The sequence below is a fragment of the Rhodopirellula sp. UH5 genome, assembly GCF_056839225.1.
Window position 1 is genome coordinate 1,478,200 of the sequence record NZ_CM166390.1, and the last position, 26,563, is coordinate 1,504,762.

A 26,563-nucleotide genomic window follows, 5' to 3' on the forward strand; every position below is an offset into this window, starting at 1 on the left:
GGTGCTATTTGGCTTTCACCGCAATGCGTTTGGCCTTGGCTTCTTCGCCTTTGGGCAAGTGGACTTCCACGATGCCATTCTTATAGATGGCCTCGATGTTGTCGGCTTCGATACCTGACGGCACACTCATTGCTCGGTAGAACTTGCCGTAGCTGCTGAAGTGCCCATTGCCATTTTGGGAAGAGTCTTGCTCGGTCTTGTGCTCCGCTTGCATGACCAAGCGTCCCGGAGACAACTTCACGTCGATTTCGTCCGGTTCAAATCCCGGTGCTTCGGCACGGACGACGATTTCGTCTTCGGTGTCCTGGACTTCGCAGCCCCAACCGTTGTTCCAGGTGTCATCCAAATCAGCACTCCACATTTTGTTGAGCATGCGGTCAAAGTTGGCACGAAACTGCGTCAAATCGTTTTGCGGTGCGGCTTCCATCAATTCGGAGTCGCTTTGGTGTTTCCAGGGGACCAAGTACTTCAACATCTTTTGGGTTCCTTGAGTTTGATTTCCAAAGATCGGACTGACCATGAGAAGTCAACTTCACAGCGAGTTGGACGTTTCTGTTTCGCCAGTCCTAAACAACGACAGTTGAAATGAAAAGCAAGTCATGTTCCAAAGAACCATTGCATCTTGTCTTCTGCTTGCTTCCGGTGCGTCAACGCATGGATGAACTCGGCGATTCGGTGATAGATGTCTTCTGCTTCGATGATCTCGCTGCATTTCATTTGCAGACCTGCCGAACCACGTCTCAAGACTTCTCCGGTGCATGGGTGTGAATGAAGTTCATGTCAACATCTCGTTGCATGGCGATTCGTCTGAGTTCGCCGAGGTCGAGTTTCCCCAGGCTGGTCAGCGGGATCGTCTCCACTTCGATGAAGTCAACGGGCTTGGGAATCCAGACAGCAGGAAGATCGTTCGCTTCCGAAAGTTTTCGCGTGATGTCGGCTGCCGACGTGTTTCTCCAAGGGGTGTGAACAACGACCAAACGTTCGCCCCTGTTGAGATCGGGAATGGCCGTGATGGCGACCTGACGTTCCTCATTGGCGTTGTTTGTTCGAAGCAGCTCTTCGATCGCTTCTTCGACTGCTGCATGAGGCACGATCTCGCCGCCGATTTTTGAGAAGCGGTGCTGGCGTCCTTGGATCGTGACAAAGCCATCCTCGTCAACGCTCGCGAAATCGCCGGTGTTGTACCATCCGTCCACCATGACCTCGGCGGTTTTATCGGGCAGGTTCAAGTAGCCAAGCATCACGTTGGCACCGCGAACCAGCAGCAGCCCCTGTTCGCCAACGGGCACTTCAGCGCGCGTTTCGGGAGCAACCATCCGTATTTGCACACCAGCAACCGGGCGGCCGACGGTTCCTTTCCGGTCGAACAACTGCGACGGTGCGAACGAGCGATGCACCGGCACATTGACCGACGCCCATGGAGACAGCTCGGTTGTCCCGTATCCCTCAGCAGGGGTGACGCCGAATTTCTCAGCAAACGAATTCGCAGTGCTTGGCTCGAGTCGTTCACCACCGACGATGGCCAAGTCCAAGGCGGGGAAAGCATTTGCTGGACATCGTCGCTGGTACACTTTTAAAAATGTGGGCGTCGCGAACAAAACCGTGGCGAGATATTTCTTGGCCAGTTTGGCAATGGCCTTTGTTCCGAACGGATCAAAGTGATAGACCGCCGTCATGTTCAACCCGAACGGCAACCACAGCGTGGCGGAGAACCCGAATGCGTGGAAGGTCGGCAGGATTCCTAGCACGACATCATCCGGCCGAACGCGATACCTTTGGCGAATCGCGTCGATGCTGGCGGCCATGTTGCCGTGTGACAGCATCACGCCCTTGGGATCAGCGGTTGTTCCGGACGTGAACAAGACCGCCATCAAATCGTTGGCACTCGTGCGATGAAGTCCAAGTACTCGATCGAGCAAAATGCTGGGCAAGCAATAGGCCATCAGGCCGGAGACGGACTTGTCCCACCAAGTCGCCTGTTGCATCAGGTCTTCCATGCAAACGAGTTGGGGCTCCACCTCATAGGGACGCCGCTTTAGAAATTGACGGCTGGTAAGGACGTGTGTGATTGCGCACTCGTCGAGACACTTTTGAATTCGTTCGTTGGTGAATGTGTAATTCAAATTCACCACCACCTTGCCAGCCAAGCCGATGCTAACGTTCGCCAACACGGCGGCAACGGAAGGCGGCAAGAGCACGCCAATCATGACGTCTTTGTCGTTGACGATTCCCGATCGCATCAACACTCGACGCGTGACCAAGGCGGCCGCTAGCAAGCGTCCCCCTGACAAATCCAAGCCGGTCGAATCGGCGGCTTGGCGGCGAAAGAGGCGCGACCGACACGTGCGAATGAAGTCTTGCAGGGGGAACATGCTGTTGGCCAGCGAGAAGGAAACAGATTTGACGAATCTGTCCAATGGGCAAGTCAGAGCACTCGTTTCGATCGAACTTGCACCGTGATTCTCTCGCCGCAAACACCATTCCGTTTCTGGTTTCATCCCGCGGAACACACAAGTGCAAGCTGGCTGAGCAGGTGGACAGGAATGATCTGACATCGACGATGTGAACCGTTTGGGCGTTCGTCCCGGCTAGTCGAGGAAGAAATACCCTCATGCCTGAGTTTTCGGTTGTGCAACGACGTTTGGCATCTTGTCCGCATCCGCGCAAGGCGTGCGAACCCGCCCACGTTACATGATCGTGGGTGGCTCACTCGCGGAAGCGGAATCGGTCCAACACAACGGAGCTCAAGTAAAAGTGAAGGGGCGGTCACATTTCCTAGCCGCTGATACAACTGGATGGATGGCGGCATGATCATTGTGCTGATCCACTGCAATGCCGAGCCGTTGGGCGTCGAGCATTCATTGAGGGCATTGGTCAATGGTGCCAAGCGACGCCAGATTCCTGGGCTGGCGAGCCAAGCAGGAACCAATGCTTGTTTGGACGTTCTCCGCGACGAAGGATGCGGCAACGATTGGCACGGACCGTGCATCGGAGATACAAACAAGCTTGGCTCAAGCCAGCCCGAGGCCCGACGCCAACGCACAGCGACCTGCTTCGGCGTCAACGACTCTGCCGTCGTGAACGAGGTTGCTCACTTCGAGGTGAAGGACTTGCGACCTCGTGCACTGCCAGTTCCCCCTCTCACCAAGTGAAAAGACATGGGCACCGCATCGACCACCCCATCAGCTCTTCGGGTCAGCAGCGTGATGCAGCATCCCGTCGTGAAGTTGCATGAAACCGACTCGATCCAAGACGCCGTCGACCAACTGAACGAGAATCATGTGTCAGCATTGCCGGTGGTCAACGATGACGACCAATTGGTGGGCATCCTGACTGTCACGGATTTGCTGCGATTGGTGCAGGACGCCGAGCAATCGCTGGAGGATCGGATGACGGTTTATGAAAATTGTTTCTGGCTGACCGAGTTGATTCGCGACACGTTGGGTAACAACGAAGTCACCACGGCAATGTCCTCCAAGCCAGTCACCGCCAAGCCCGATGATCCATTGCAGCGAGTCGCCAATTTGATGCTCGATCATCAAGTGCATCACATTCCGATCACAACGGAAGGGAAGCAGTTGGTGGGGATGGTGTCATCCATTGACTTCGTGCGTCTGGCGGCCACACCCGCATGAATCGAAGGGAAATCATACGCTGTGGCCTTGGTCAATGTGGGCGATCCCTGCCGCCTCAAAACGACAACTGGGACGGGTTGTGTAGTGCAACACGTCATTGATTTCGCGCCAACCAAAATGGGAGTTTCGTGATGAAGACGATTCATATTCTCTTTGGGGTGTTGCTTTTGGGGCTGATCGGATGCACTCCCGACCCGAAATCAGGAAAGGGATTCACGCTGCCCGAAGGAGACATCACGCGAGGGAAATCCACGTTCGAGCAGTTGAATTGCCAAGCGTGCCACACCGTGGCTGGCGTGACTTTCGATGACACGGAACAGTCGTCCGACTCAGACTCCACGGATCAAAAGGTTGTCGCCTTGGGCGGCGAGAAAATGGCCGTTCAAACCTACGGTGACCTGGTCACGTCGATCATCAACCCTTCGCACCGATTCGCCAAGGGATTTGACCAAGCGGACATCGCAAGTGAAGGGGAATCCAAAATGCGAAACTACAACGAGGTGATGACCGTGCAGCAACTGATCGACCTGGTCACATTTTTGGAATCGCACTACTCGGTGAAACCATACGAACCCACGCCGTACGGTCCCTATTCATTCTGAACCAGGATGCAATCGAAACTTGGCGGCCGCACCACGATGTGGATGCCCCTTTCCGCCAATTCGATTCGAACGATTGGTGCTGAGGCAGTGCTCGTCGAGCTCCGTGTGACAGACCCCGCGGGCGGAAACTTGAATGAGCAGGTCGTTGGCGACTGGCTCAGCCGTGCCCATCTCGACCAGCGACAGTGGGCGTAGTTGCACACTCAACGGAGCGGTTTGGCGGAGGATCATCGCTTTCCTGATTTTCTCTGTTGTCTCTCGCATCCATAGCGTCCCGCTTCGCTCGGCGAACCTCCGGTCGCTGCACACGAACAGGGGTCCGGCCGAAGCGTCAGGGAAGTCCGCATGGTTCCGCTGATGGTGATCCACTCACGATGCCAAGAACGCAAAGCAGGTACGCAGGTGTCATCGGGTATGTGAGCCGTTTGGCGTTAGCCACGGTTCCCACGCAAAACCGGGGCTAACGCCCAAACGGCTCACAAGGTGAAACCCAATCATTCCTGCGTACCTGCTTAGGACCTCATTCAGGCCGGTGCCCCCAATGTGGTACGCGATGTGCGATCCGACGCATCGACGCTTTGCAGCACAGCGGCCTCAATCGGCGAAATGGTTTCGCTGATCGTTTGTGTGTTTGCATTTTGCGATTCATGATCCAACGAATGGAAGAGTACTGACATGATGAAGATTGCACTGACGATGACGCTGTCCATCGCAATGGCGGCCTGTGGTAACTCCGTCGACGCGGGTTGGGGGAGCAGTGGTGGTAGCTCCGGCGGAAGCAGTGGCGGCTATGCGGTCAACTACGGAAGCTCAGGCGGAAGTAGCGGAGGCTACGTTTCCCGAAGCTATGGCAGCAGCGGTGGAAGTTCGGGACGCATCGTCGCTCGAGTTCGACATCGAATCACCGTCCAGCGAGCAAGCCACGGCAGTTCTGGTGGTGCCTACCGCGCCCGCAGCTACGGTTCGTCCGGCGGTTCGTCCGGCGGCAGCAGTGGGGGATACTATCGCGTCCGCAGCTATGGCTCGTCCGGCGGGAGCTGGTGATCCCACTTGATCGCATCAACCGGATCGGTCGGGGCCGTTCGTTGTGACGGTCCGGGCCGATCTTTGCGTTGCCCTTCGAGCCCAGTTCTGGATGTCACACTTGCTTGAGAAGGTGCTGGCAGAATCTCGCAAGTCAGCAGACCGATTGGATGCAACGGCCCTGGGACGCAACGTGTTTTCGTCGTCTGGTGCGCTCCGCTTAAGCAGGTCGGCAGGAATGATCGGGCATCACCATGTGAGCCGTTTGGGCGATAGCCCCGGTTGGACATGGAAGCAACCACGCTTGCCAAGACATTTCAAATGCCGAAAGACTCCTGCCGACCTGCTTTGCAGGGCGTTTTTTGCCTGTCGAGGCATGACAAAGATGGCCGTGCAACATTGATGCGAACCGCGGGATTCTGATGGCGGGAAGACGTGGCGTGCAGCAAATGTGTGCCAGTGAGATTAGAATGCCGCGATGGAAATTGAGAGATTGGTCGCGTTTTTGGAATCCTCGCCAACGGTTCGTTTGCTGCGAGCCGATCAGGCGGCGTTTGTGGTTTGCTTTCTCCGCCATTCGTTGAAGTTGACCGGGCAAGATTCAGCGATCTCGTTGTCGCACAACGAACTGCAACACCGACTGACCGTCTTTCAAGAACAACTTCGGGAGGACGGATACGACGCCTTCTCAGGTTCCGCGGATCGCTACCTTCGGGAATGGTCGGATGCGGGGTGGCTGAGACGCTTTCTGCCAGCTGAATCGTCCAGCCCGCACTACCAACTGACTCGCTATGCCGAAGACGCGATTGGGTTTCTTGAACAGTCGATCTCTCGCGAAACGCGAATGGTCGGCACTGAATCTCGATTGCGGTTGGTCATCGACACGCTGACCGATTTGGTCCAAGGCGCTTCCTCGGATCGTGAACAGCGATTGCAAACCCTGATCGAACAGCGTGACGACTTGAACCGTCAGATCGATTCAATTCGCGGGGGCGCTGAGATCGAGACCTACCATCCCGCGCAGGTTCGCGAACGTTTCCACACCGCTGTTGACCTGCTGAAGACCCTGCAAGGTGATTTCCGGGCGGTCGAAGATCGCTTTGAAGAAATCGCTCGCGATGTGACCCGCGGGGCTCTTGATACCGAGCGCGGTCGCGGTGACATTTTGGCCGGTGCACTCGATGCGGAGGACTTGGTCAAACAACAAGACGAAGGTGTCAGCTTCGATGCCTTTGTCGCCTTCCTCTTTTCGCCGCAGGCTCAAGCCAAACTACGAGAGACGATCGCCGAAGTGACACGATTGGAAGCCATCGCCGATCAACGCGGCGCCATTGAACACGTTCGGGCAATGGTTCCTTCGTTGTTGGCAGAAGCCGAAAATGTGCTTCGTCAAACAGGACGATTGTCGCAAACACTCAGACGCTTGCTGGACAGTCGATCGACCAGCCATCGCAAGCGAACCGCCGAAGTTTTGCAAGAGGTTCGGACCTTGGCAGCGAAAATGAAACAATCCACGATGCAGACGGGAATCCCCGTGCCGAGCGAAATCGGATTGCGAGTCGACACGACGTTGGGCATCAGTTCGCCATTGACCCGACCGTTTTGGACTCCCCCGCAAGTCTTCGACATCGCCGTGGAAACCAACGAGATTGACTGGGAAACAGCGAAACGGCATGCTCGCAAGCTATCCGGGCTGAAACGCTTGCAATGGGATCGCATGCGAGACTTGGTGCACCGGGTCACGGATCTGCAAACCAACATCACGTTGTCACAGTTGCTGGAACATCGCCCACCCACGGTCGGCGTGATCGAGTTGGTCGGATGGATGCAGATTGCTCACGAGGACGGTCACACCATCGATGCCGAAGCGACCGAACAGGTGACGGTGACGACGGAAGATCCTTTGAGCGGCGAATCAAGCACGGTTCACGTTCGTGTTCCGCTGGTCACTTTCTCAAAGACGCATCAAATCGAAAACGAACCCGTCCGGAAGGGAAAACCACGATGACAGAACCTTCTTCGCAAACGGACCCAACGCCCGACAAAATGTTCTCCGACACGATGCCGCCTCCGGTACCTTGGGCCCCCGCGGCAGTTCGATTGTTGCAAGGCATTGTCTATCACGACGACGCTGGCGACACGTGGGAACGGATTCTGTCGGGCGTCACGCCGCTGACGGACTACTTCGCTCGGATCGGGTTGCAATTGATTGTCAACGAAGAAGACGGGATGGCCTACCTGCGTCAGATCGATCCTGAGTCACTGCCGCCGGAGTACCCGTCGATTCCAAAGTTGTTTCGCAGCGTGCGACTGACGTTCGAGGCGTCGTTGTTATGCGTCTTGCTGCGAGAAGAACTGCGTCAATTCGAAGAAGAAATTCATCGCGATGGTCGTTGTGTGGTGACTCAAGCGGCGTTACTCGAAGTTTGGCAATCGCTCGTCCCAACGGAGACTGACGACGTGCGAGCGAATCGGAATCTGGGCGGTCAACTTCGAAAACTCGAAGAGCTGAAATTCGTTCGCCAGTTCGAAAAGGATCCCCCCAGTTGGGAAGTCCGTCGGATCTTGAAAGCGAGATTGCCGTTGCAGGAACTGGAAAGGTTGCGAGCGGATTTGGAGGCGGAGTTGAAACGCAGCGACGCGGGATCGGTCCAGGAAGAAGAACTTGACGCAGAGACGGGGAGACGCAAGGACGCAGAGGGCAGCGAAAACATCTGATGCTTGGTCCTGTACCTCTGCGTCTCTCCGTCTCTCGCGCCTCAGCGTCGAATCCATCAGGCTGAACCAAGCAGAAGCGTCCATTTTGGAAAACGCAAAGTCAAGGATGGTTTCCATCGCGTTGGAAACGGTTGGTAGGAAGTTGACGCAGAGGCGGTGAGACGCAGGGACGCGGAGGGGAGCGGGTGGGGTAGTATTTCGCTTCTTCGCCCCTGCTTTTCCCCTTCAACCGGTGTGGTGAATCATGAAAGAAAACGACATCAGCAAGGTCGTCTTGAACGCTTCGATCGAAGTGCATCGCACGCTCGGTGGGCCTGGATTGCTGGAGAGCGTGTACGAGGAGGCGTTGGCCTGGGAACTCGACCAAACCGGTTTGTCGGTCAGACGACAACAAGCAGTTCCGATCCAATACAAAGGCAACGTCTTGTCGACTCCTCTTCGGCTGGACCTGGTCGTGAATGACTTGGTCATCGTCGAGTGCAAAGCCACTTCGAAGTACAACGACATCTTTGCCGTTCAGTGTCTCACCTATCTACGGTTGATGAATCTGAAGCTGGGGATTGTTGTCAATTTCGGTGAACGCAAAGTCAAGGATGGATTCCATCGCGTTGTAAACGGTTTGTAGGAAGTTGACGCAGAGGCGGGGAGGCGCAGGGGCGCAGAGGAGGGCGCAGACATCGAATACATGGTTCTGTACCTCTGCGTCTCCCCGTCTCTTGCGCCTCTGCGTCGAACCCATCAGGCTGGATCATGTGGAGCGGTCCAATTCGGTGAACCCAAAGTGAATTCTGGTTTCCACCGCGTTGTAAACGGTTGGTAGGAAGTTGACGCAGAGGCGGGGAGGCGCAGGGACGCAGAGGAGGGCGCAGACATCGAATACTCGGTCCTGTACCTCTGCGACTCACCGTCTCTCGCGCCTCTGCGTCGAATCCATCAGGCTGGATCATGTGGAGCGGTCCAATTCGGTGAACGCAAAGTCAAGGATGGATTCCATCGCGTTGTAAACGGTTTGTAGGAAGTTGACGCAGAGGCGGGGAGGCGCAGGGACGCAGAGGAGGGCGCAGACATCGAATACTTGGTCTGTACCTCTGCGTCTCCCCGTCTCTCGCGCCTCTGCGTCGAACCCATCAGGCTGGATCATGTGGAGGCGTCCAATTCGGAAAACGCAAAGTGAATTCTGGCTTCCATCGCGTCGTAAATGGTTTGTAAGAAGTTGACGCTGAGGCGGGGAGACGCAGGGGCGCAGAGGGCAGCGTGGACACTTGATCGTAATGCCAGCCCTGAGCTGATGGGAAAAGTTGGCAGCGCGGTAAGTGTGCGAACCGAATGCAACTCATTGAAAAAGTCCAATTGACAATTGAAAAATGCAAAGCGACGCGATCTCATCCACGTATTTCCGGCATTTTGCAATTGTCAATTTACACTTTGACTTTTTCAATAACGCCAACCGCTGTATCAATCCCATTCGTCGGAAAGCCGCCCAAACGGTCTAGTTGAATTCACTTTTCGCAGCCCAGGCCTATCCCTCTGCGCCTCCCCGTCTCTCGCGCCTCTGCATCGAATCCATCAGGCTGGATCAGGTGGAGCGGTCCAATTCGGTGAACACAAAGTGAAGAACGGCTTCCATCGCGTTGGAAACGGTTGGTAGGAAGTTGACGCAGAGGCGGGGAGGCGCAGGGACGCAGAGGGGAACCTTGACGTCTGATATCCTGTCGCGTGATGCGTTTCTCAGTCTCTCGAATTTTATCGCCAACCAACATGAAGCCCTCTCAACCACTCGAATTATTCGCTGACGACGATGAAGTGTCAGAACGTATGAAGCCCGGATTCCGTCTGGCGACGTTTGAAGTCTTCAATTGGGGAACTTTTGACGGCCAAGTCCACTCGATCTCGCCTCAAGGGACTTCCTGTTTGCTGGTCGGTGAAAACGGAGCGGGCAAGTCAACACTGGTCGATGCGATGTTGACGTTGCTGGTTCGTCCCGGGGTTCGAAACTACAACGTCGCCGCTGGGGCATCCAAGAAAGAACGCGACGAACGAACGTACATTCGCGGTGCGTACGACCGGACCGCCGGCAGCGATGAGAAGCCCAGGATTCAGTACCTCCGGGAAGGGACTGGATTCTACACGGCCCTGTTGGCCACGTTCGCCAGCGCTCGTTCGGGCAAGTCGTTCACGGTTTGCCAGGTGATGTATTTGACGTCGAGCGGCGATCGGAAAATCTTCTACGCGTTTGATCGGAAACCTCGCAGCATCGCAGGTGACCTGGGCGATCTGACCTCCACCGGTGACATCAAGAGCACGTTGATCGACCGGGGATTTGAAGTCACCGAGAACTTCAAAACCTATCACGGGTGGATGAAACGGTTGGTCAAATTTCGTTCCAAGGCAATGGATATCTTCAACCAGACCGTCGCGGTGAAAGATGTCCAGCGACTGGATCAGTTCATTCGCGATCACATGCTGGAAAAGAAGTCGTGGAACGATAAGGTAAGCAAACTGCTCGAACACTTTGCCCAGTTGAGTGAGGCTCATCGTGCACTCGTGCAGGTGCGTCAGCAGTCGGAGTTGCTGGTCCCGATCTTAAGAACAGGCAAGCGGTTCCAAGAGACAAACGCCAAGCTGCAATCGGCTCGCAAAGAACTCGCTGCATCGGGGTTGTTCTTTGACATCCAAACCGGCGAACTTTTGCGTCCGCTGTGTCAGCAATGGAAACTGCGATTGGAACATCTTGATGAACAGATCAGTCTGCTGGATCACTCGTTGAAATCCAAACGTGGTGAAGCCGCGTCCGTTGATCACGAGATTCGCCACAGTGGTGGGGCCAGACTGCAGCAACTCCCCTTTTTGATCGAAAAGGAAGAACAGCATGCGGCGTCCAAAAAAGAGAAACGCCTTTTGTATGAGTCGAAACTGAAGCAAGTTGGTATCGACGAAACCATTTCCAGTCCCGAGCAACTTGAAAAGGTTCACCGGCAAATTGGCGATCAGCAACAACGAATCGCGATCGAAAAACAAACCGCCACCGACCAGCTCGAATCACTCAACTATGAAATCGGTGTGCTGCGTCAGGAACTCGCCACCGACGAAAGCGAACTGGAATCACTTCGCCAACGAAAGGGCAATCTGCCCGACGCGTTCATTGAAGTTCGCAGTGAACTGTGCGCTGCCTTTCGACTCTCGCCAACCGATCTTCCGTTCGCGGCCGAGTTGATCGCCGTCAACCCGGATCATGGCCGCTGGGAAGCGTCGATTGAACAGGTGCTTCATTCCTTTGCGAGAACATTGTTGGTCCCAGACGACCTCTATGCCAAGGTTTCAGGATTTGTCGATTCGCAGCGTCTGACGGATTCACGCGGTCGAGGTCTGCGATTGACCTACGATCGTATCGGGGCTCGCCAGTCCACTCCATCGCAACCATCGACCGACCTGGGCCTGCCCGACATGTTGCTCTACCGCGACAACCATCCACTGGTCCCGTATGTCCGCGGCGAGATTCTGTCACGGTTCGACCACCTGGCGTGCGAATCCATCCGAGACTTTCAAATGGCGGGTCGTCGGGCGATGACGGTCCATCGACACGTCAAACAGAACCGCCGGCAACACGCCAAAGATGACCGCACAGCGATTGGGGACCGAAAGCACTTCGTTTTGGGCTGGGACAATCGCACCAAGCGAGAGGCACTGGAACGATCGATCGGAGAACAAAAGGCGTTGCTTGATCGCAGAGTTTCATCGGCTGAGTCACTCCGTCGTAGGAGCGACCAGGCGACGCGAAGGCTGAGCCTGTTGGACGAGTTATCGGCGGTGACGCAGTTCGACACCATCGACGATCACCGGCACGATTTTGAAGCCTCTCAATTGAGGCTCGAAAAGCAAAAGCTGGAGGAGTCGAGCGATCAAGTTCGACAGCTCAAGGCAAAGCTGGCGGCTCTCAATGCGGAGATCCAGGGGCTGGAATCCGAACGAGATCGATTTGTGGGGGAACGCTCCAATCTGCAGACAGAGATCGGGAAAAGCGAAGGGATCTTGAAACAAGTTGATGCGAAAGTCGAGGAGGCTCGCTCGAACGATCGATTCGCTTCCACCCAAGCGTTCTTCAACGGGATCGTCCATCAACTGGGCGAGCGTAAACTGACATTGGAGAATCTTGGGATGTTACCGCGGGATATTGCGGATGAACTGAACGTCCGTGTCAGCGAGTTGGAAGAGCGGATCGTTCCAGTCCGGGACAACCTGACCAAGGCGATGAGCAAATTGTTGAATCGATTCCCTGTCTTCGAGTCGGAACTCGATCCCACGCCTCAAGCATTGCCCAGCTTCAAACAACTTGCCGAGCGAATCAACAAGGACGACCTGCCTCGTCACGAGCGGCGGTTCAAACAGCGACTCAAGGAAAAAGTGCTTCAAGAGATCGGCTTGCTACATGGATCACTCGAAGACGAACGAGAAGAAATTCGCAGCAAGGTCGAAACGCTCAACGAAGCCCTGCGTCAACTCGATTGGAATCCAGGCTCGTTCATGCGCCTGGAACCAAGCGACACGTCCGACGCGGAGATCCGTGATTTTCGACGGGAGCTTGCGGGTTGCCTGGAAGGAACGCTAGGTGGCACCGACGACGCCAATGAAGCAACGTTCAAGAAGATCGAACAGCTGGTCGACCGACTTCGAGACGACGCGAACCTTCGTTGGCGAGAAAAGGTGATCGATGTTCGGAATTGGTTCAAATTCGCGGCTCGCGAATACGATACGGTATCGGGTGAACCAGGCAGCTATTACGACGGAGGCACCGGGCAATCCGGTGGCGAGAAAGGCAAACTGGCGTTCTTGGTGTTGGTCGCTGCGATCGCCTATCAATATGATCTCCAACCGGATGATCCATCCCGCGAACGATTTCAATTTGTCATGGTGGACGAAATGTTTTCACGCAGCGATGACACGCGTGCCAAGTACGCACTCGATTTGTTTGAACGTTTTGGATTGCAGTTGGCCATCGTCGCGCCACTGGACGCCAAGGCACGGATCACGGAGAGCTATATTGGCACGTATGGTCACATCATCAAAGATCCCGACACGCACCGCAGCCAATTGATCAGCCTGACGACCGAGCAGTATCGAGCCACGGATCAGGAAGCATGATCACTGCCAAACAGATTCGAGACAAAGCAAAGCGACTGTTTGGGAAGGCAATCAAGGCTTGGTTGAACCATGAGCTGGAGGCGTTCTTCCCACACCGAATCCCCGCCAACCTGACACCCTCGCAGGATTTGTCAAAAGCGATCGCGGAAGTCGAGTCCCTGCGTGAGCACAGCAAACGAACGATCGGATCAGGGTACCGAATCGAATGGAAATCCCGTCGAAGTCGCACGCATGGGCAGAATGACTTTCCCGATGCAGTTTTCGTGGACACGATGGATGACCTGGTTGAACTGAGTGACCGGGTGGGTGACTGGAAGTCGCTTCAGTTGGCCGTTGCCACGCTTCGTGATCGTCAACCGAGGCTCGAAGACTGGTTGCGAGCGGGGACGAATTGGAAGTTGATTTTGGAGTTGTCCGACGTGCTTCCTGATTTGCTCAGCATTCTCGATCACATGCTTTTGCATCCGCGTCCAGACTGTTTCGCTCGTGAGTTGCCGGTTGCCGTTTCCACCAAGCTGATCGAGCAACATCGTCGTCGGCTGGCAATCTGGCTGGATCTGCTGTTGCCGCCCGACGCGATTGATTTCCGGTTTGGCCACGACCAATTTGAACCTCGATACGGGCTGCGCTACGCCCGTCCGCACTACTTGCTTCGAGTCCTCGACGAAGCGTTGCAACACGATCTGGGGCTACCATTTGACGAACTTTCATTGCCCGCTGAATCCATTGACAAGCTGCCGGCAAGGGACCAGCGAGTCATCATTGTCGAGAATAAAGTGAGTCTGTTGTCGCTGCCCTCGATGCGTCGAACGCTTGCGTTGGGCGGACTGGGAAACGGGGTGACGCAACTGTCTGAGATCTCCTGGCTTTCGAAGTGCAAAGTCATTTACTGGGGCGATCTGGATGCCGACGGGTTTCGCATTCTCGATCGACTCCGAGTGATTCTTCCGCACGTGGAAAGCCGTTTGATGGACCGATCCATCGTGGAGCAATTTGCCGATCTAGCGACCAAAGGCAACGCGAGCGAGGCTCATGCAGTCGAGAATCTTTGTGAGAGCGAACTGCGGTGCTATCACCACGTGTGCGAAACCAACCTTCGGATCGAGCAAGAACACTTGCCGACTGAGTTGATATTCAAGGCACTCTCACTCTGATTCTCTTGCCTTGGAAAGCGCTGACGCGATCAATCCGGCGGGAATCGACACAACGCCCAATCCGACGATCAACACGACAAACGTGAAGATGCGGCCACCCACGGTCAACGGGTAGACGTCGCCGTATCCAACCGTTGTCAGCGTCGCCACCGCCCACCAAAGCGAATGAAACACCGAGGCAAAAGCATCGGGTTGAGCTTCGTTCTCGAAATGGTAGATGCCAACCGCCGCGAGGTAGAGCACGATCACGGCAACCACGCCGAAGAGAACCAATTCTTCCCAAGCGATCAACAAGGCTCGGTGAAACCTTCGCACAGCCGCGTTGTATCTCGCCAGTTTCAGAATTCGAAACAGACGCAACAACCGAAACGCTCGCATGGAACGAAGGTCGAACCCTAAGCAGGTACGCAGGTGTCATCGGGTATGTGAGCCGCTGGCGTTAGCCGAATGGCACTTACTTTAGATTGAGTCTTCAGCTGCGATAATCTTGGCACAGTTTTTGCGCATTCAGGCTTCCTTTCTCAAAAAGGAGCCATTTTGGCATGAACGATTCCGAGCGAAGCATGGAAGCCGACCAGCAGTTTGACCGCTCCTTCGAACTGCTGCATCAGCTTGTCAACTTCGAAGATGCGAACGAGCTTTTTGCCCAGCGAGCTCACACTGTCTACACCGCCTGCGTTGTCCTTTGGATGCTCGTCTACCAGCGTCTCAAGCCCGATGCCTCACTCGAAAACGCGGTGAAACACCTGATCGAAACTAGGCCGAGCTATCTTCCCGAGAACAAACGACTCGACGAAAACACGATCTCGACCGCATCGGGTGCCTACAGCCGAGCGCGATCTCGACTGCCTCTAGAAGTCGTTCGTTGGTTTGCCGAGGAAGTCAGCTCCGGCATCATTTCGGCCACCGAGCCTACATTCAACCAACAACGCGTGTTCCTGATTGACGGAACCACGATGGCTCTTGCACCGGAAAAAGAACTCCAACAAGCGTTTCCACCGGCAAGCAACCAACTCGGCGAAGGTATCTGGCCATGCGCGTTGTTAACCGTCTTTCATGAACTTGCCAGCGGCGCTGCAATGCTTCCGCAAGTCGGACCGATGTACGGGCCCGAGGCAGTCTCCGAGACGCAACTTGCTCGCCAAGGTTTTGAGCAGCTTCCCGAGCACTCGATCATTATGTCCGATGCGGGCTTTGGGATCTTTGGAGTCGCGTATGAAGCCATCAATGCAGGGCACGACATTTTGCTGCGAATGAAGAAGGCTAACTTTCATTCGCTGCAGAAGAATGCCGAGCTGATTGAGCAATCCGAACATCACAAAAGTTACCGACACACGTGGATACCCACGAAGAAGAATCGCCAGACCCAACCGGAGTTGCCCGCGGATTGCCAGTGCGATGTTTTTCTGCACGAGGTCAAGGTTACCGACTCGCTGACGCTTTATCTGGTCAGCACGCTGGCCGACGAAGCTTTCACGTTGGCCGCATTATTTGAGCGTCGCTACGATGTAGAAATTGACATTTGCAACTTCAAGGTGGTGATGGATGCCGAGAATATCCGTGCCAAGAGTGTCGACACATTCATGAAAGAACTCTACACGTCAGTCGTGGCTTACAACCTGACCAGTCAGCTTCGTATCGAAGCGGCCGCCATGGAGGAAGTTCCGCCGCGTCGAATGAGTTTCAAGCGAACGTGGACCACCTTTCAGACTTTTTTGTTGCGACACATGCACACCGAGCCTAGCCAGTGGCGCGAGGCCTACCGAACCGCCCTGGCGATCGCCCGCAAAGACAAGTTGCCAATTCGAGGCAAACGCAGATACCGACGCGAGGCGTACCGCAAACGGCCCAAAGACGCGCAATTCGAAAAGCGAAAGAAACCACCGTCAAAACTGAAAGACTCGGATCTAAAGTAAGTGCCATTCGGCGTTAGCCACGGTTTTCACGCACAACCGGGGCTAACGCCCAAACGGCTCACATGGTTGTGCTTGATCACTCCTGCCGACCTGCTTGGCGACAGATAAAACGGTAGAATCGCAAGCAGGTCGATGACACCGAAGAAGCTGGTCGCGAATTCGATCTTGCGATCGGCGACGAATAGGCGAATGAGATATTCAGCTGTGAAAACGACCACTGTCCCAAGCTCAACAAACCACAGTATCTCACGCGTGGTATCTGATAGACCAGGAATCGTTTCAACAGAGAAATCCACCAACGAGACGACGATCAAGGCCTGCATGGTCAGGTCAAAGACGAGTCCCGCCTTGGTGTCCGTTTTCTCGACGATCTGCTTGAGATCCAATTGATTTTTCCTTTCCTAGGTGCATCTGTTGTTTGCATCGCGACTCGACGTTGAAACCGTAGCAGGTCGGCAGGAGTCTTTCGGGATTTGAACGGTTTTCGTTGGAAGTCTCAACGCTTCCGCCCCAAGCTAAGAACGTCGGCCCCGTCCGGGGCGATAACTCAAACGTCTTCTCGTCGTCTTCGCCCCTTCGCCCAACATGCATCCAGCACATGTGAGCCGCATGGCGCTCGCTACGGTTGCCGCACACAACCAGCACCCCAAATCGGACCGCCAACCCGTCAGCGGGAAACCACATCCCATCCCCACGACGGCCCCATCCGGGGCGACCTGCCGTTTCTCGCAATCAATCTCGGGGCTTCCGCCCCGAGCTAAGGACGTCGGCCCCGTCCGGGGCGATACCTCAACGTCTTCCCGTCGTCTTCGCCTCTTCGCCCAACACGCGATCAGCACATGTAAACCGCACAGCGTTCACCACGGTTACCGCACACAACCAGCACCCCAAATCGGACCGCCAAATCGTCAGCGGGAAACCGCATCCCATCCCCACGACGGCCCCATCCGGGGCGACCTGCCGTTTCTCGCAATCAATCTCGGGGCTTCCGCCCCGAGCTAAGAACGTCGGCCCCGTCCGGGGCGATAGCTCAAACGTCTTCTCGTCGCCAGCGTCCCTTCTCCCCAAATGCATCCAACACATGTCAGCCGCACGGCGTTCGCCACGGTTACCGCACACAACCCGCCAACCCAAAACGGCTCGCGTGGTTGTCCCCGATCATTCCTTTCGATTTTCTTCCGACCGTATGATCGAGGCATCACCACCAGACGACAGTTCGTCTGAATCACGAGTAACGGAGTACGTGAATGGACCGTGGTTTGGGACTTCTTTGCCCAAGTTCTTCTGCAGCCCAACAACAGTTTTCACCGTGACGGTCGGATCTCCGTCGACCACGACATGAACTTCAGAAACATCTGGAAAACCACGCAGATCGTCTATCACGGCCGACCGCGAGATGAGTTCGCCGTTGCGGTAAAGCTCCCCCTCGGCGGTGATTTGAAGTCGATTCATGGGTTCGGTGGGTTCCGAATCCAACTCGGAAGGAATCGAACTCGGGTCAAAGTCTGGGATGGGCGGCTGGACGTCTTCAGTTGGTGTGGCAAAGCGTTCGCGAAGCTTGTCCAAATCAGACTTCGACCAGCCCTCCGGTTGGGTCACGGCAACCCAAGCGTCGATGTAGCTCGACGGCGAATAGTTGTGCCCGTAGCCAAGTGGAACACTGGTCGCCATCGGCAAATCAAAAGCGATCTGCAGAAACGTCACGATGGGATACCAGCGCAAACCAGGAGAGACATCCGGTCCACGTGGTTCGGAAAGCCATTGCGGTTGGTGCCAGGCCAATGAGGGTGAAAACCAAACCATCGGATCACTCGCATGCTGGATGTACACATTTCGAATCGGCCCCCAGCGTTTCTGGGTTTCGAGCGAGTTCTGTTGCGACGTGAACCGGACCATCGATTCGTCGCGAAAAGTTGGCGACCAAATGGGCGTTCCCGCATTGCGAGAGCTGACAATGGACGCCCATTGCCGACTGGGAAACGGAGGCCCGCTCCAGACTGCACCTTGGATCGGATCCTGAAAGGTCTCCATCAAGTCCGCTGCATCTTCGCATCCATAGGAACCCAAACTCAATCCGAACAAGTACAACCGAGGCCGCTCTTCTTTCGGCAAAGTGGTCCAGTACGCGTAGACTTGATCGAACAACGCGGAGGCGGATCGTTTGGACCGAGACGGGTCCACCAAAATGGTGATCCAGCTGGGCAAATACGAGTACTGCATGCTGACAATCGCTGTATCGCCACGATGCAAATACTCGACTGTGTCGACCGCACTTTCATCAAGCCAACCGGTGCCGGTGGGTGTTGCGACGATCAGGATTTTGCGATCAAACGCGCCCTCGCGTTTCAGTTCTTCCAAAGCGAGCGTTGCTCTGGCTTGCTCGTCTTCGTCCGTTCGCATCCCGACATAGACCCGAATCGGACGCTTCGAAGGTCGCCCACTCAGCCTTTCAATCTCTTCCGCCTTGGGGCCGCCCCCGATGAAGTCCTTTCCTCGACGGCCGATTGCTTCCCAATCGACCAGCGACTGCTCGCTACCGCAGGCGAGGTCCAATGTGGGTTGTTCGATGCCGTCATCAATCAACAAATCGGCTTGCAAAAAGAAACGATCCGCAGCGTTCAGCAACCCTCGTGCAATCACGCCATTGCCGACCATCAGTCCGAGCAACAACACGCACACCGTGCTGATTGAAATGGCAATTCGGCGAGGCAAATATCTCTGCAGCAGATTGGAAAGGGAGGCCCCGAAACGAATCATCCAACGAGCAATCGAAACCAGAATGAATGCGACCAAAAGCGCGATCAAAAAGAAGTGAATCGGAGCCGTTGACTGGAGCGGCGGCATCTCCATCAACATACGAATCGAGTTCTGCCATTCGGTTGCATACCAAATCGAAAGTGCGAAGACGATCGACACCAGCGTCACGCAGATCTGTTTGGAACGACGTGCCAGCGTACTTCCAGGCTGGGGCAATTCCAGGAACGACCAGCCCCACGTCGCAAGCACACCCACGACGTAACCGATGGCAAGCGAAAACCCAGACAGGATTCCTTGGACAACGTAGGGTCGAGGCAACAACGACGGCGTGATCGATCCGCAGAAAAATAGCGTTGCGAACACCAATCCGGTGAACGAAAACGAGTCCAGGTACGACCGCGACAACGATTGGACCTTGATAGCTGCGCGATGGATCACTCGTTGGCTCCTGCAATAACGAAAAAACGTGCCAGTACGATCACGTAGCTCACCCAAGCACGGTTGCGATCAGGACGGAGGCGTCCGATTGGCGAGGACGTAGTAGAAAACAGGTGTCAAGAAGATGCCGAAAAACGTCACGCCCAGCATGCCTGAAAAGACAGCCACCCCAAGCGTGGATCGCATCTCGGCCCCGGCGCCAGTTCCCAACACCAAGGGGACCACACCCAGGATGAATGCCAGCGAAGTCATGATGATGGGACGCAGGCGAAGACGACACGCCTGAATCGTGGCGTCAAATTTACTGAGCCCCTGTTCTTGTTGCTCTTTGGCAAATTCAACAATCAGGATCGCGTTCTTACTAGCCAGTCCGACCAACACGACGAATCCAATTTGCACAAAGATGTTGATATCCATCCCGGCGAGCGCGACGCCGATGACGGAGCACAACAAGCACATCGGGACCACCAAAACCACCGCGAGTGGAAGCTTCAAACTCTCGTACTGTGCCGCAAGCACCAAGAATACCAACACAACTGCCAATGCAAAGACAATCAGGGCGGTGTTTCCCGCTGCGATTTGCAAATAGGTCAACTCCGTCCATTCCGTGTCGAATCCAAAGGGCAATGTCTCGGCCACGGCGTCTTCCACCGCACGAATCGTTTCTCCCGAACTGACGCCCGGCATCGCCAACCCGTTGATCGAAGCGGCGGTGAATCCGTTGTAGCGTTGCACTGCGGCGGGACCGGTCGTGTCTCGAACAACCGCCACACTTCCCAGAGGAATCATTTCGTTCGTGTTGCTACGAACGTACAGTTGGGTGACCTGATCCGGCGACAGACGAAACATCGGGTCCGCTTGCAGGTTGACCTGCCAGGTTCGGCCGAATGCGTTGAAGTCGTTGACGTAGTAGCCGCCCAGGAACGTTTGCAGGGTCGAGAAGACCTCATTGAGCGAAACGTTCATTGTCTTGCACTTTTCACGATCCACATCGACAAACAACTGCGGCGTGTTGGCTCGAAAGCCGCTTTGCATTCCCATGATCTCTGGCTTGGATGTGCCGGCCTTGCTGAGCTGACCGGCTGTCTTTTCCAGTTCAGCCAGGCCAATTTGCCCGACGTCGCGAACGATGATCTTGAAACCACCGCCACTGCCCAAACCGTCCACGGGCGGAGGACCAAATACCGACACTTTCGCGTCCAGAATATCCATCGCCGCAGCCTGCCGAACCTTGGTCGCGATTCGCTCCGAATAGAGGTCCGCTTCTTCGCGGTCATGGAACGGCTCCAAAATCACAAACACCGACGCAAAGTTAGATCCAACCGCGTTCTGAATGAACGACTGTCCCACAATCTCGAGCGTGTGATCCACACCCTTCAAACCGTTGTCCGGGTCATGTTCGCCATGGTGTTGCGATTCAGGGTCCGAGGACCGTTCGGCCTCCACCGTCCCTGCCAAATAGTTGCTGTCGCCACTGCGTTTACCCAACAACGCTTGACTCAGTTTCGCGACCACTTTCTCCGATCGTTCCAACGACGCCGAGTCGGGCAACTGAATGTCGACTAACAAATACCCCTTGTCTTGTGCGGGCACAAAACCGGTGGGCACGGTCGTCATGGCCTCATAGGTTCCCCACAACAAACCGCAATAGACCAACAGGACGATCAACGCGAACCGAATCAGCCAACCAGCGATGCTGGCGTAGATCCCTGAGACGGCTCCGAAGAAACGGTTGAAGAGGTTGAAGAACCAACCAAATAGGAAGTTCAAAATCCGCGAAAACCAATCGTGCTGTTCGGACTTCGGACGCAACAACAGGGCACTCAGTGCGGGACTGAGGGTGAGCGAATTCAACGCGCTGAAGAACGTCGACACCGCAATGGTCGCGGCGAACTGCTTGAAAAATTGTCCGGTCAGCCCCGAGATGAACAAACAAGGAATGAAGACGCACATCAAAACCAGCGAAATGGCAATGATCGGTGTGGTCACTTCCTGCATCGCTTTCTCGGATGCTTCCACCGGCGACATGCCGCTTTCGAGTTTGTGTTCAATGGCTTCGACCACAACGATCGCATCGTCGACGACAATCCCAATGGCAAGCACCAAACCGAACAGGGACAGATTGTTCAGACTGAATCCAATCCCGGCCATCACCGCGAAGGTACCGATGATGGCAACGGGAACCGCGATCAACGGGATGATGGCTGCCCGCCAGGACTGCAAGAAGACCAACACGACGATTGCGACCAAGATGATCGCGTCCCGCAGCGACTTGAACACCTCACCGATGGATTCGCTGATGAACGGGGTCGTGTCGTAACTCACCGAATATTCCACACCCTGAGGGAAATTCTGGCTGAGTTCTTCCATCTTGTCACGAACTCGATTGGCGGTGTCCAGTGCGTTCGAACCAGGCAATTGAAAGACCATCAACCCCGAAGCAGCGACACCGTCGAGTTTGCATTTCGTGTCTGAAAAACTGGCACCAAACTCGATGCCGCCAAACGAGGCACCGCTCCCGTCTGTCCGCCGATCGGTCACAATATCGGCCAACTTCACGATCTGCCCATTGCTTCCCGTCTTGACCACAATCTCGGAAAACTCCTCCACCGTGGACAAACGGCCGAGCGTCTTCAGTGTGTACTGAAAGTCTTGGCCGCTCGGCACCGGCGGTCGACCGAGCGCACCGGCCGCAACTTGAATGTTCTGTTCCTGCAGTGCCCCAATCACGTCCGAAGCAGTCAACTGGAGCGTCGCCATGCGATTGGGATCCAACCAAACCCGCATGCTGTAATCACGCTCACCAATGATGGTGATGTCGCCCACGCCATTGATACGAGCCAGTTCATCCTTCACTCGAATCGTCGCGTAGTTGCTCAGGTACAACTGGTCACGCGATTGGTCTGGCGAAAAGAAGTTCACCGCCAGCAACGAACTGGAGGATGCCTTGACCACCGACACGCCCGTGCTCTTTACCTCCGCCGGCAACACCGGTGTGGCCAGGTTGACTCGATTTTGCACCAAGACTTGTGCCATGTCCAAGTCGGTTCCGACGGCAAAGGTCACCGTCAGAGAGTACCCACCATCATTGGTCGACTGGCTGGACATGTACAACATGTTCTCCACGCCAGTGACCTGTTGTTCGATCGGCGCGGCGACGGTCTCGGCGACCACTTCGCTGCTGGCACCGGGATACTTGGCGGTGACCAAGACCGAGGGTGGTGCGATTTCAGGGTACTGAGCGATCGGCAGCGTCCAGACAAAAATGCCGCCCGCCAACACGATCAGCACTGAAATCACACAGGCGAAGATCGGTCGTTTGATAAAGAATTGAGACATGGTCGTTGGACAGGCCGTAGCCCACTAAGAAGAAATGCGATTCAAGGCGACACGGAGGGCGACACAAAGAGACTGACAGGATCGCCGTCAAGGAGATTCCGAAACCGGATCCACTTTCATGCCTGGCTGAATCAACTGGATGCCCGCGACCACCACCGATTCGCTGGGTTTGACACCAGACAGAATCACTCGCAGCTTGCCCTTGCGGTCACCGACTTCCACGGTGCGATGCTGCACTTCGTTCTGATCATCCACGACGTAGACAAATTTGGTTGCCTGATCGGTCCCGATCGCAGTGTCCGGCACGAGGACCGCAGGATGGGCGTCGGAAACAGGCACCTTCAACCTCACGAACATCCCTGTCGTCAGCAAACCACTGGCATTTTCAAACACCGCACGAATCTGCGAGGTGCCCGTTTGCTCATTGACTTGGCTTTCCGCGTATTCCAATTTGCCTTCATGCGGGAAATCGGTTTCATCTTGGAGCTGCAGAAAGCACGGGATGTTCAGTTCCTGAAGCTTGTCGGCTTCTTGGAACTCTTCTCCACCCAGTTCGCGTCGCCGACGCATGAACGTCAACCGCACACCCTCATTGATGTTCGCAATCGCCTTGATGGGCCGATCCTTCAAAACGGTCGTCAACACCGTGCCACCCACCAGTCCACCGGTAACGAAGTTGCCGTCGTCCAACAGTGCCCGATCGACTCGCCCGGAGATGGGCGAAATGATTTTGGTGTAATCCACATCCAGTTTGACGCGAGCCGAATCCGCTTGCTTGGCGATCACACTGGCGGCAGCTTCCGCCACCGCCGCTTGGTCCTCATCGAATTCTTCGCGAGAAATCGCATCGTTGGTCAGCAACTTCTGAGACCGAGCAAACTTCTTTCGAGCCAATTCCAACTGTGTTTCGGCCACCGAAATCTGTGCTTGGGCCTGTTCGTAAATCGCTTGGTATTCGTCAGGCTCGATCGTGAACAGCAGATCACCTGCCTTGACTCGTTGTCCATCGGTGAAATGTGTCTTCAAAAGGAATCCAGACACACGTGACTGGATCACCACCTTTTCGTCCGCTGCGAGACGTCCGACCAATTCGACATAGTCGGTGACGTCATTCTGCACGGCAACCGCAACGGATACCTTCTGAGTGGGACGGGCGGAGGCGTCTTCCGCCGGCTTTGCTTTGGAACACCCCGCTGCAAAACCCAACAACAGACCGATGCACAACGGAGAAGCTGGCAAGAATTTGAATATCATTGTTCACTCGGTCTTGGTCGCCCCAGCGGCGGGGCAGATAGATTTGTTGGGCGCTGCCCCAAAATCTAGCGGGTGACCGAAAAACATTCGAGTGGGTCGGGATGAAAGCTTGAATGCCGAGCAGGCAGGTATGGCTCGGGAAATTGCTTCCTGGTTGTGAAGCAGGTCGGCAGGAGTCTTTCGGCATTCGAACTGTGTCGGCAAACGGCCGCTTCCTGCGTACAACCGGGGCGAACGCCAAATCGGCTCACATGGTCAACCGAGGCGAACGCTGGACTGCTAAATCTTTGCTGCTGCGACGCACTGTGGTTGCGCACGTTTTCATCCCGGTAGGGATTTCAGAGTGTAGCCGTCGGTAAGCGACTGCGCCACCGACGGACATAAAACCACGTCGTCACTGTCCCTCCCGCCGTGGCCGATGGCCACGGCGGGAGGGACAGTATTTTGGGAGACACGGTTTCCGGGGGTGTGCTGCTACGCAGCGACCCCCGGCTACCATCTGACATCTCTACCGGGATGAAGAAAGACAGAAGCCACAAGGATAATTGCATTCGCAATCAGAACGCCAACAGCAAACATTTGGCAGTCCAGGCAAGCGCCAAAACGGCTCACATCATCAACCGGGGCGAACGCCCAAACGGCTCACATGATGATGCCCGATCATTCCTGCCGACCTGCTTCGATCTCGAACCTTTGGGATTCGTCAGTTTGGAGTGGGGCCAAAGAACGAAACGAAGCCGACGTGGATACGGTCACCGGCATCGGCACCAAGCACGTCGTTGAAGCCGTGCCCGTAGTCCAATCGAAGCGATCCTTTCTGACCAACTGCGACGCGGCAGCCGACTCCGACACTTGAAAGGAACTGGTCCTTGGCTTCCCCAGGAATGCTATCCAGGATGAAGGCTTGGCCAAGGTCGGCGAACGTGTACGCTTTCACATTGCTTTCGCAATCACCGCTGCCAAACGTCCAGGCATTTGGCCCCAATTCAAAACTGGTCAGCCAACCATTGTCGCCACTGGCCACACGTTGGTCGTAACCGCGAATGGAATCGTATCCGCCGAAGCCGAGCGTTTCACTGAACAGCAGCCGGTCACTCGAGATTTGCCCCGTGCCTCGGAAGGTTCCCTCGTAATCGCGACCAAGTTGCCGACGCATGTCCAGCGACGTTCGCCAGTAGGCGTAACCAGGCGCCGTGTCTTGACGGAGGCTGTTGAACGCAGCGGCGTTGTTCTGTGAGGTGAAACCGCCGTCCGGTCCATAGTTGAGGATCGTGTTCAACCGTGCGTAGTCGCCGTTTTCCTCGCGGACCAAAGCGTTGTATCCAAGGCAGAACTGCAACAAATCAGCCGCCGTGTTGGAGGTGTTCAAGGCACCGAACTCAACCGACGTGTTCGATGACTTAAAATCGGACCCGACGAACCAAGCTCGCTCGGCGCGTGCGGTCCGGGTGGTGTAGTGAAATGCACGTGTGCCAACCTGCCAAGCTTCACCATCCTGGTTCATTGGAGCTGGCAGGGCGGGTTCGGCGGATGCCCAACTGCCAAAGACTTGATAGCCGCGTTCGCGTCTGGGGTCGACGGTGTAGCTGACGGCGTGAGCATGCAAACGATTAAACTCTGAGTCGGCGGTGTATTGGTAACCGAGCAACCCGTCGTAGCCAAACGGGTTGCCGATCAACAGGCCGGTATACAACCGCTCCAGCCGCAATGCTTCCACGCCGGTGTCTTCGTATCCCATGTAGGCTCGCATTGGGAAGACATCATCGACTTCAAAGGCGAGGTCGGATGTGCCATCGAGTGAACCTGGTGCGACGTCCAGTCCAACGGATCGGAACGGGCTGCGGTTGAGCCAGTAAAGATCTTCGGCGACGCACGATTCGTGGATTCGGCCACCAACGCGAGAACGCGTGATGCCTTGGCGAAGCAAGCAGGGATCGACCCAGCATCCACCTTGGATCTTGATCGCACCGATTCGCGATTCAACGATCACGATTTGGACGGTTCCGCCCGTGATCTTTTGTTCGGGGATCTGCACATCGACGATCGGTTGCCCACATCGTTCGTAGACTTCGATGATCTCACGCGACAACTGGTTCAGATTGCGGAGCGTGATCGGGAGCCCGAGATGGCGATCAATGATCGATTGAACGCGAGATGAATTGGCCAGCGAGCCTGAGTGATGGATGTGTGAATGCACGCCATCGAACTCCGCAAACGCTTCGTGAGGATCGACCTCGTCGCGGCTGGGCAGCAGGATGACGGCTTCCAATGCGTCGACCAACACCACGTCGCTGCTGGGCGTCTCCGCATCGGTCTCGGTCTGCAGGTCGAGATCGAACTTGCCGACTTCCCAAGGTTGGAACACCTTCGGACGATAGCGTTCAAAGTTCTGTCCAAATGCGGAACTGCCAAACAGCAGGCTCGCGGCGCAGGTCCAGCCAGCCAATACCCCAAAACGTCGTAACGCCATCCCGACTTGCCCCAAATTCATCCATGCCCAAGCTGCTGCCGGAGAATTCCTGTGGCACCAAACCGACAGGAAGTACGTCACGACAGACTAGCTTATAGTGTTGGCAAAGCTTCGCAAC

General features: G+C 55.6%; 20 protein-coding genes. 10 read left to right on the top strand and 10 right to left on the bottom strand.

Annotated features, from left to right (window positions below; translation table 11 throughout):
* Positions 1-4: 4 nt before the first annotated feature.
* From UH5x_RS05535 to UH5x_RS05545, 3 genes are all read right to left on the bottom strand, one after another.
* Positions 5-475, bottom strand: a complete 471-nt coding sequence (locus tag UH5x_RS05535) for an Hsp20/alpha crystallin family protein (protein ID WP_482635013.1) — start codon at positions 473-475, stop codon at positions 5-7.
* Between the two features lie 122 nt (positions 476-597).
* Positions 598-744, bottom strand: a complete 147-nt coding sequence (locus UH5x_RS05540; RefSeq protein WP_482635014.1) for a hypothetical protein — start codon at positions 742-744, stop codon at positions 598-600.
* Positions 741-2,372: an AMP-binding protein gene (locus UH5x_RS05545; protein ID WP_482635015.1), complete on the bottom strand. Its 1,632-nt coding sequence runs from the start codon at positions 2,370-2,372 to the stop codon at positions 741-743. Before UH5x_RS05545 ends, UH5x_RS05540 begins: the two co-directional genes overlap by 4 nt.
* Positions 2,373-3,158: 786 nt before the next feature.
* On the opposite strand from UH5x_RS05545, the gene UH5x_RS05550 reads away from it, so the two are divergent.
* From UH5x_RS05550 to UH5x_RS05560, 3 genes are all read left to right on the top strand, one after another.
* Positions 3,159-3,635 carry a CBS domain-containing protein gene (locus tag UH5x_RS05550; RefSeq protein ID WP_482635016.1) on the top strand — a complete coding sequence of 159 codons (477 nt, stop codon included), beginning with the start codon at positions 3,159-3,161 and terminating at the stop codon, positions 3,633-3,635.
* 131 nt (positions 3,636-3,766) lie between these two features.
* Complete coding sequence (locus UH5x_RS05555) at positions 3,767-4,237, top strand: c-type cytochrome (RefSeq protein WP_482635017.1); 471 nt, start codon at positions 3,767-3,769, stop codon at positions 4,235-4,237.
* A 6-nt stretch (positions 4,238-4,243) separates the two neighbouring features.
* Positions 4,244-4,432 (top strand): hypothetical protein, encoded by a 189-nt coding sequence (locus UH5x_RS05560; RefSeq protein WP_482635018.1) that lies wholly within the window; start codon positions 4,244-4,246, stop codon positions 4,430-4,432.
* A 329-nt stretch (positions 4,433-4,761) separates the two neighbouring features.
* Here UH5x_RS05560 and UH5x_RS05565 read toward each other — a convergent pair whose 3' ends face one another.
* The gene (locus UH5x_RS05565; protein ID WP_482635019.1) at positions 4,762-4,914 is read right to left on the bottom strand and encodes a hypothetical protein; all 153 of its coding nucleotides are present in this window, start codon (positions 4,912-4,914) and stop codon (positions 4,762-4,764) included.
* Here UH5x_RS05565 and UH5x_RS05570 point away from each other — a divergent pair.
* The 6 genes from UH5x_RS05570 (at position 4,913) to UH5x_RS05595 (ending at position 14,271) form a co-directional block, all read left to right on the top strand.
* The gene (locus UH5x_RS05570) at positions 4,913-5,281 is read left to right on the top strand and encodes a hypothetical protein (protein ID WP_053061113.1); all 369 of its coding nucleotides are present in this window, start codon (positions 4,913-4,915) and stop codon (positions 5,279-5,281) included. The genes UH5x_RS05565 and UH5x_RS05570 overlap by 2 nt on opposite strands.
* 457 nt (positions 5,282-5,738) lie before the next feature.
* Positions 5,739-7,268 carry a DUF3375 domain-containing protein gene (locus UH5x_RS05575; RefSeq protein ID WP_482635020.1) on the top strand — a complete coding sequence of 510 codons (1,530 nt, stop codon included), beginning with the start codon at positions 5,739-5,741 and terminating at the stop codon, positions 7,266-7,268.
* A complete protein-coding gene (locus UH5x_RS05580; protein WP_482635021.1) occupies positions 7,265-7,978 on the top strand; it encodes a DUF4194 domain-containing protein in 714 nt (237 codons plus the stop codon). The genes UH5x_RS05575 and UH5x_RS05580 overlap by 4 nt, the downstream gene beginning before the upstream one ends.
* 244 nt (positions 7,979-8,222) lie before the next feature.
* A complete protein-coding gene (locus tag UH5x_RS05585) occupies positions 8,223-8,603 on the top strand; it encodes a GxxExxY protein (protein ID WP_482635022.1) in 381 nt (126 codons plus the stop codon).
* Positions 8,604-9,736: 1,133 nt separating this feature from the next.
* Positions 9,737-13,117 carry an ATP-binding protein gene (locus tag UH5x_RS05590; protein WP_482635023.1) on the top strand — a complete coding sequence of 1,127 codons (3,381 nt, stop codon included), beginning with the start codon at positions 9,737-9,739 and terminating at the stop codon, positions 13,115-13,117.
* A complete protein-coding gene (locus UH5x_RS05595) occupies positions 13,114-14,271 on the top strand; it encodes a Wadjet anti-phage system protein JetD domain-containing protein (RefSeq protein ID WP_482635024.1) in 1,158 nt (385 codons plus the stop codon). Before UH5x_RS05590 ends, UH5x_RS05595 begins: the two co-directional genes overlap by 4 nt.
* Here the strand turns inward: UH5x_RS05595 and UH5x_RS05600 are convergent.
* On the bottom strand, positions 14,263-14,649 hold the full coding sequence (locus tag UH5x_RS05600) for an ion transporter (RefSeq protein WP_482635025.1): 387 nt from the start codon (positions 14,647-14,649) through the stop codon (positions 14,263-14,265). The genes UH5x_RS05595 and UH5x_RS05600 overlap by 9 nt on opposite strands.
* Positions 14,650-14,813: 164 nt before the next feature.
* Here UH5x_RS05600 and UH5x_RS05605 point away from each other — a divergent pair, with 164 nt between their 5' ends.
* Positions 14,814-16,187 carry an IS4 family transposase gene (locus tag UH5x_RS05605; protein WP_482633085.1) on the top strand — a complete coding sequence of 458 codons (1,374 nt, stop codon included), beginning with the start codon at positions 14,814-14,816 and terminating at the stop codon, positions 16,185-16,187.
* Between the two features lie 26 nt (positions 16,188-16,213).
* Here the strand turns inward: UH5x_RS05605 and UH5x_RS05610 are convergent, their stop codons facing one another.
* The 5 genes from UH5x_RS05610 to UH5x_RS05630 all read right to left on the bottom strand — a co-directional run bounded on the left by UH5x_RS05610 (position 16,214) and on the right by UH5x_RS05630 (position 26,445).
* Positions 16,214-16,573, bottom strand: coding sequence for an ion transporter (locus UH5x_RS05610; protein WP_482635026.1), 360 nt, complete (start codon positions 16,571-16,573; stop codon positions 16,214-16,216).
* Between the two features lie 772 nt (positions 16,574-17,345).
* Entirely contained in the window at positions 17,346-19,382 is a 2,037-nt protein-coding gene (locus UH5x_RS05615) for an alpha/beta hydrolase (RefSeq protein WP_482635027.1), read from the bottom strand.
* Positions 19,383-19,451: 69 nt separating this feature from the next.
* Positions 19,452-22,721: an efflux RND transporter permease subunit gene (locus UH5x_RS05620; protein ID WP_482635028.1), complete on the bottom strand. Its 3,270-nt coding sequence runs from the start codon at positions 22,719-22,721 to the stop codon at positions 19,452-19,454.
* Between the two features lie 87 nt (positions 22,722-22,808).
* The gene (locus UH5x_RS05625; protein WP_482635029.1) at positions 22,809-23,975 is read right to left on the bottom strand and encodes an efflux RND transporter periplasmic adaptor subunit; all 1,167 of its coding nucleotides are present in this window, start codon (positions 23,973-23,975) and stop codon (positions 22,809-22,811) included.
* A gap of 703 nt (positions 23,976-24,678) precedes the next feature.
* Entirely contained in the window at positions 24,679-26,445 is a 1,767-nt protein-coding gene (locus UH5x_RS05630; RefSeq protein WP_482635030.1) for a ShlB/FhaC/HecB family hemolysin secretion/activation protein, read from the bottom strand.
* Positions 26,446-26,563: the final 118 nt, after the last annotated feature.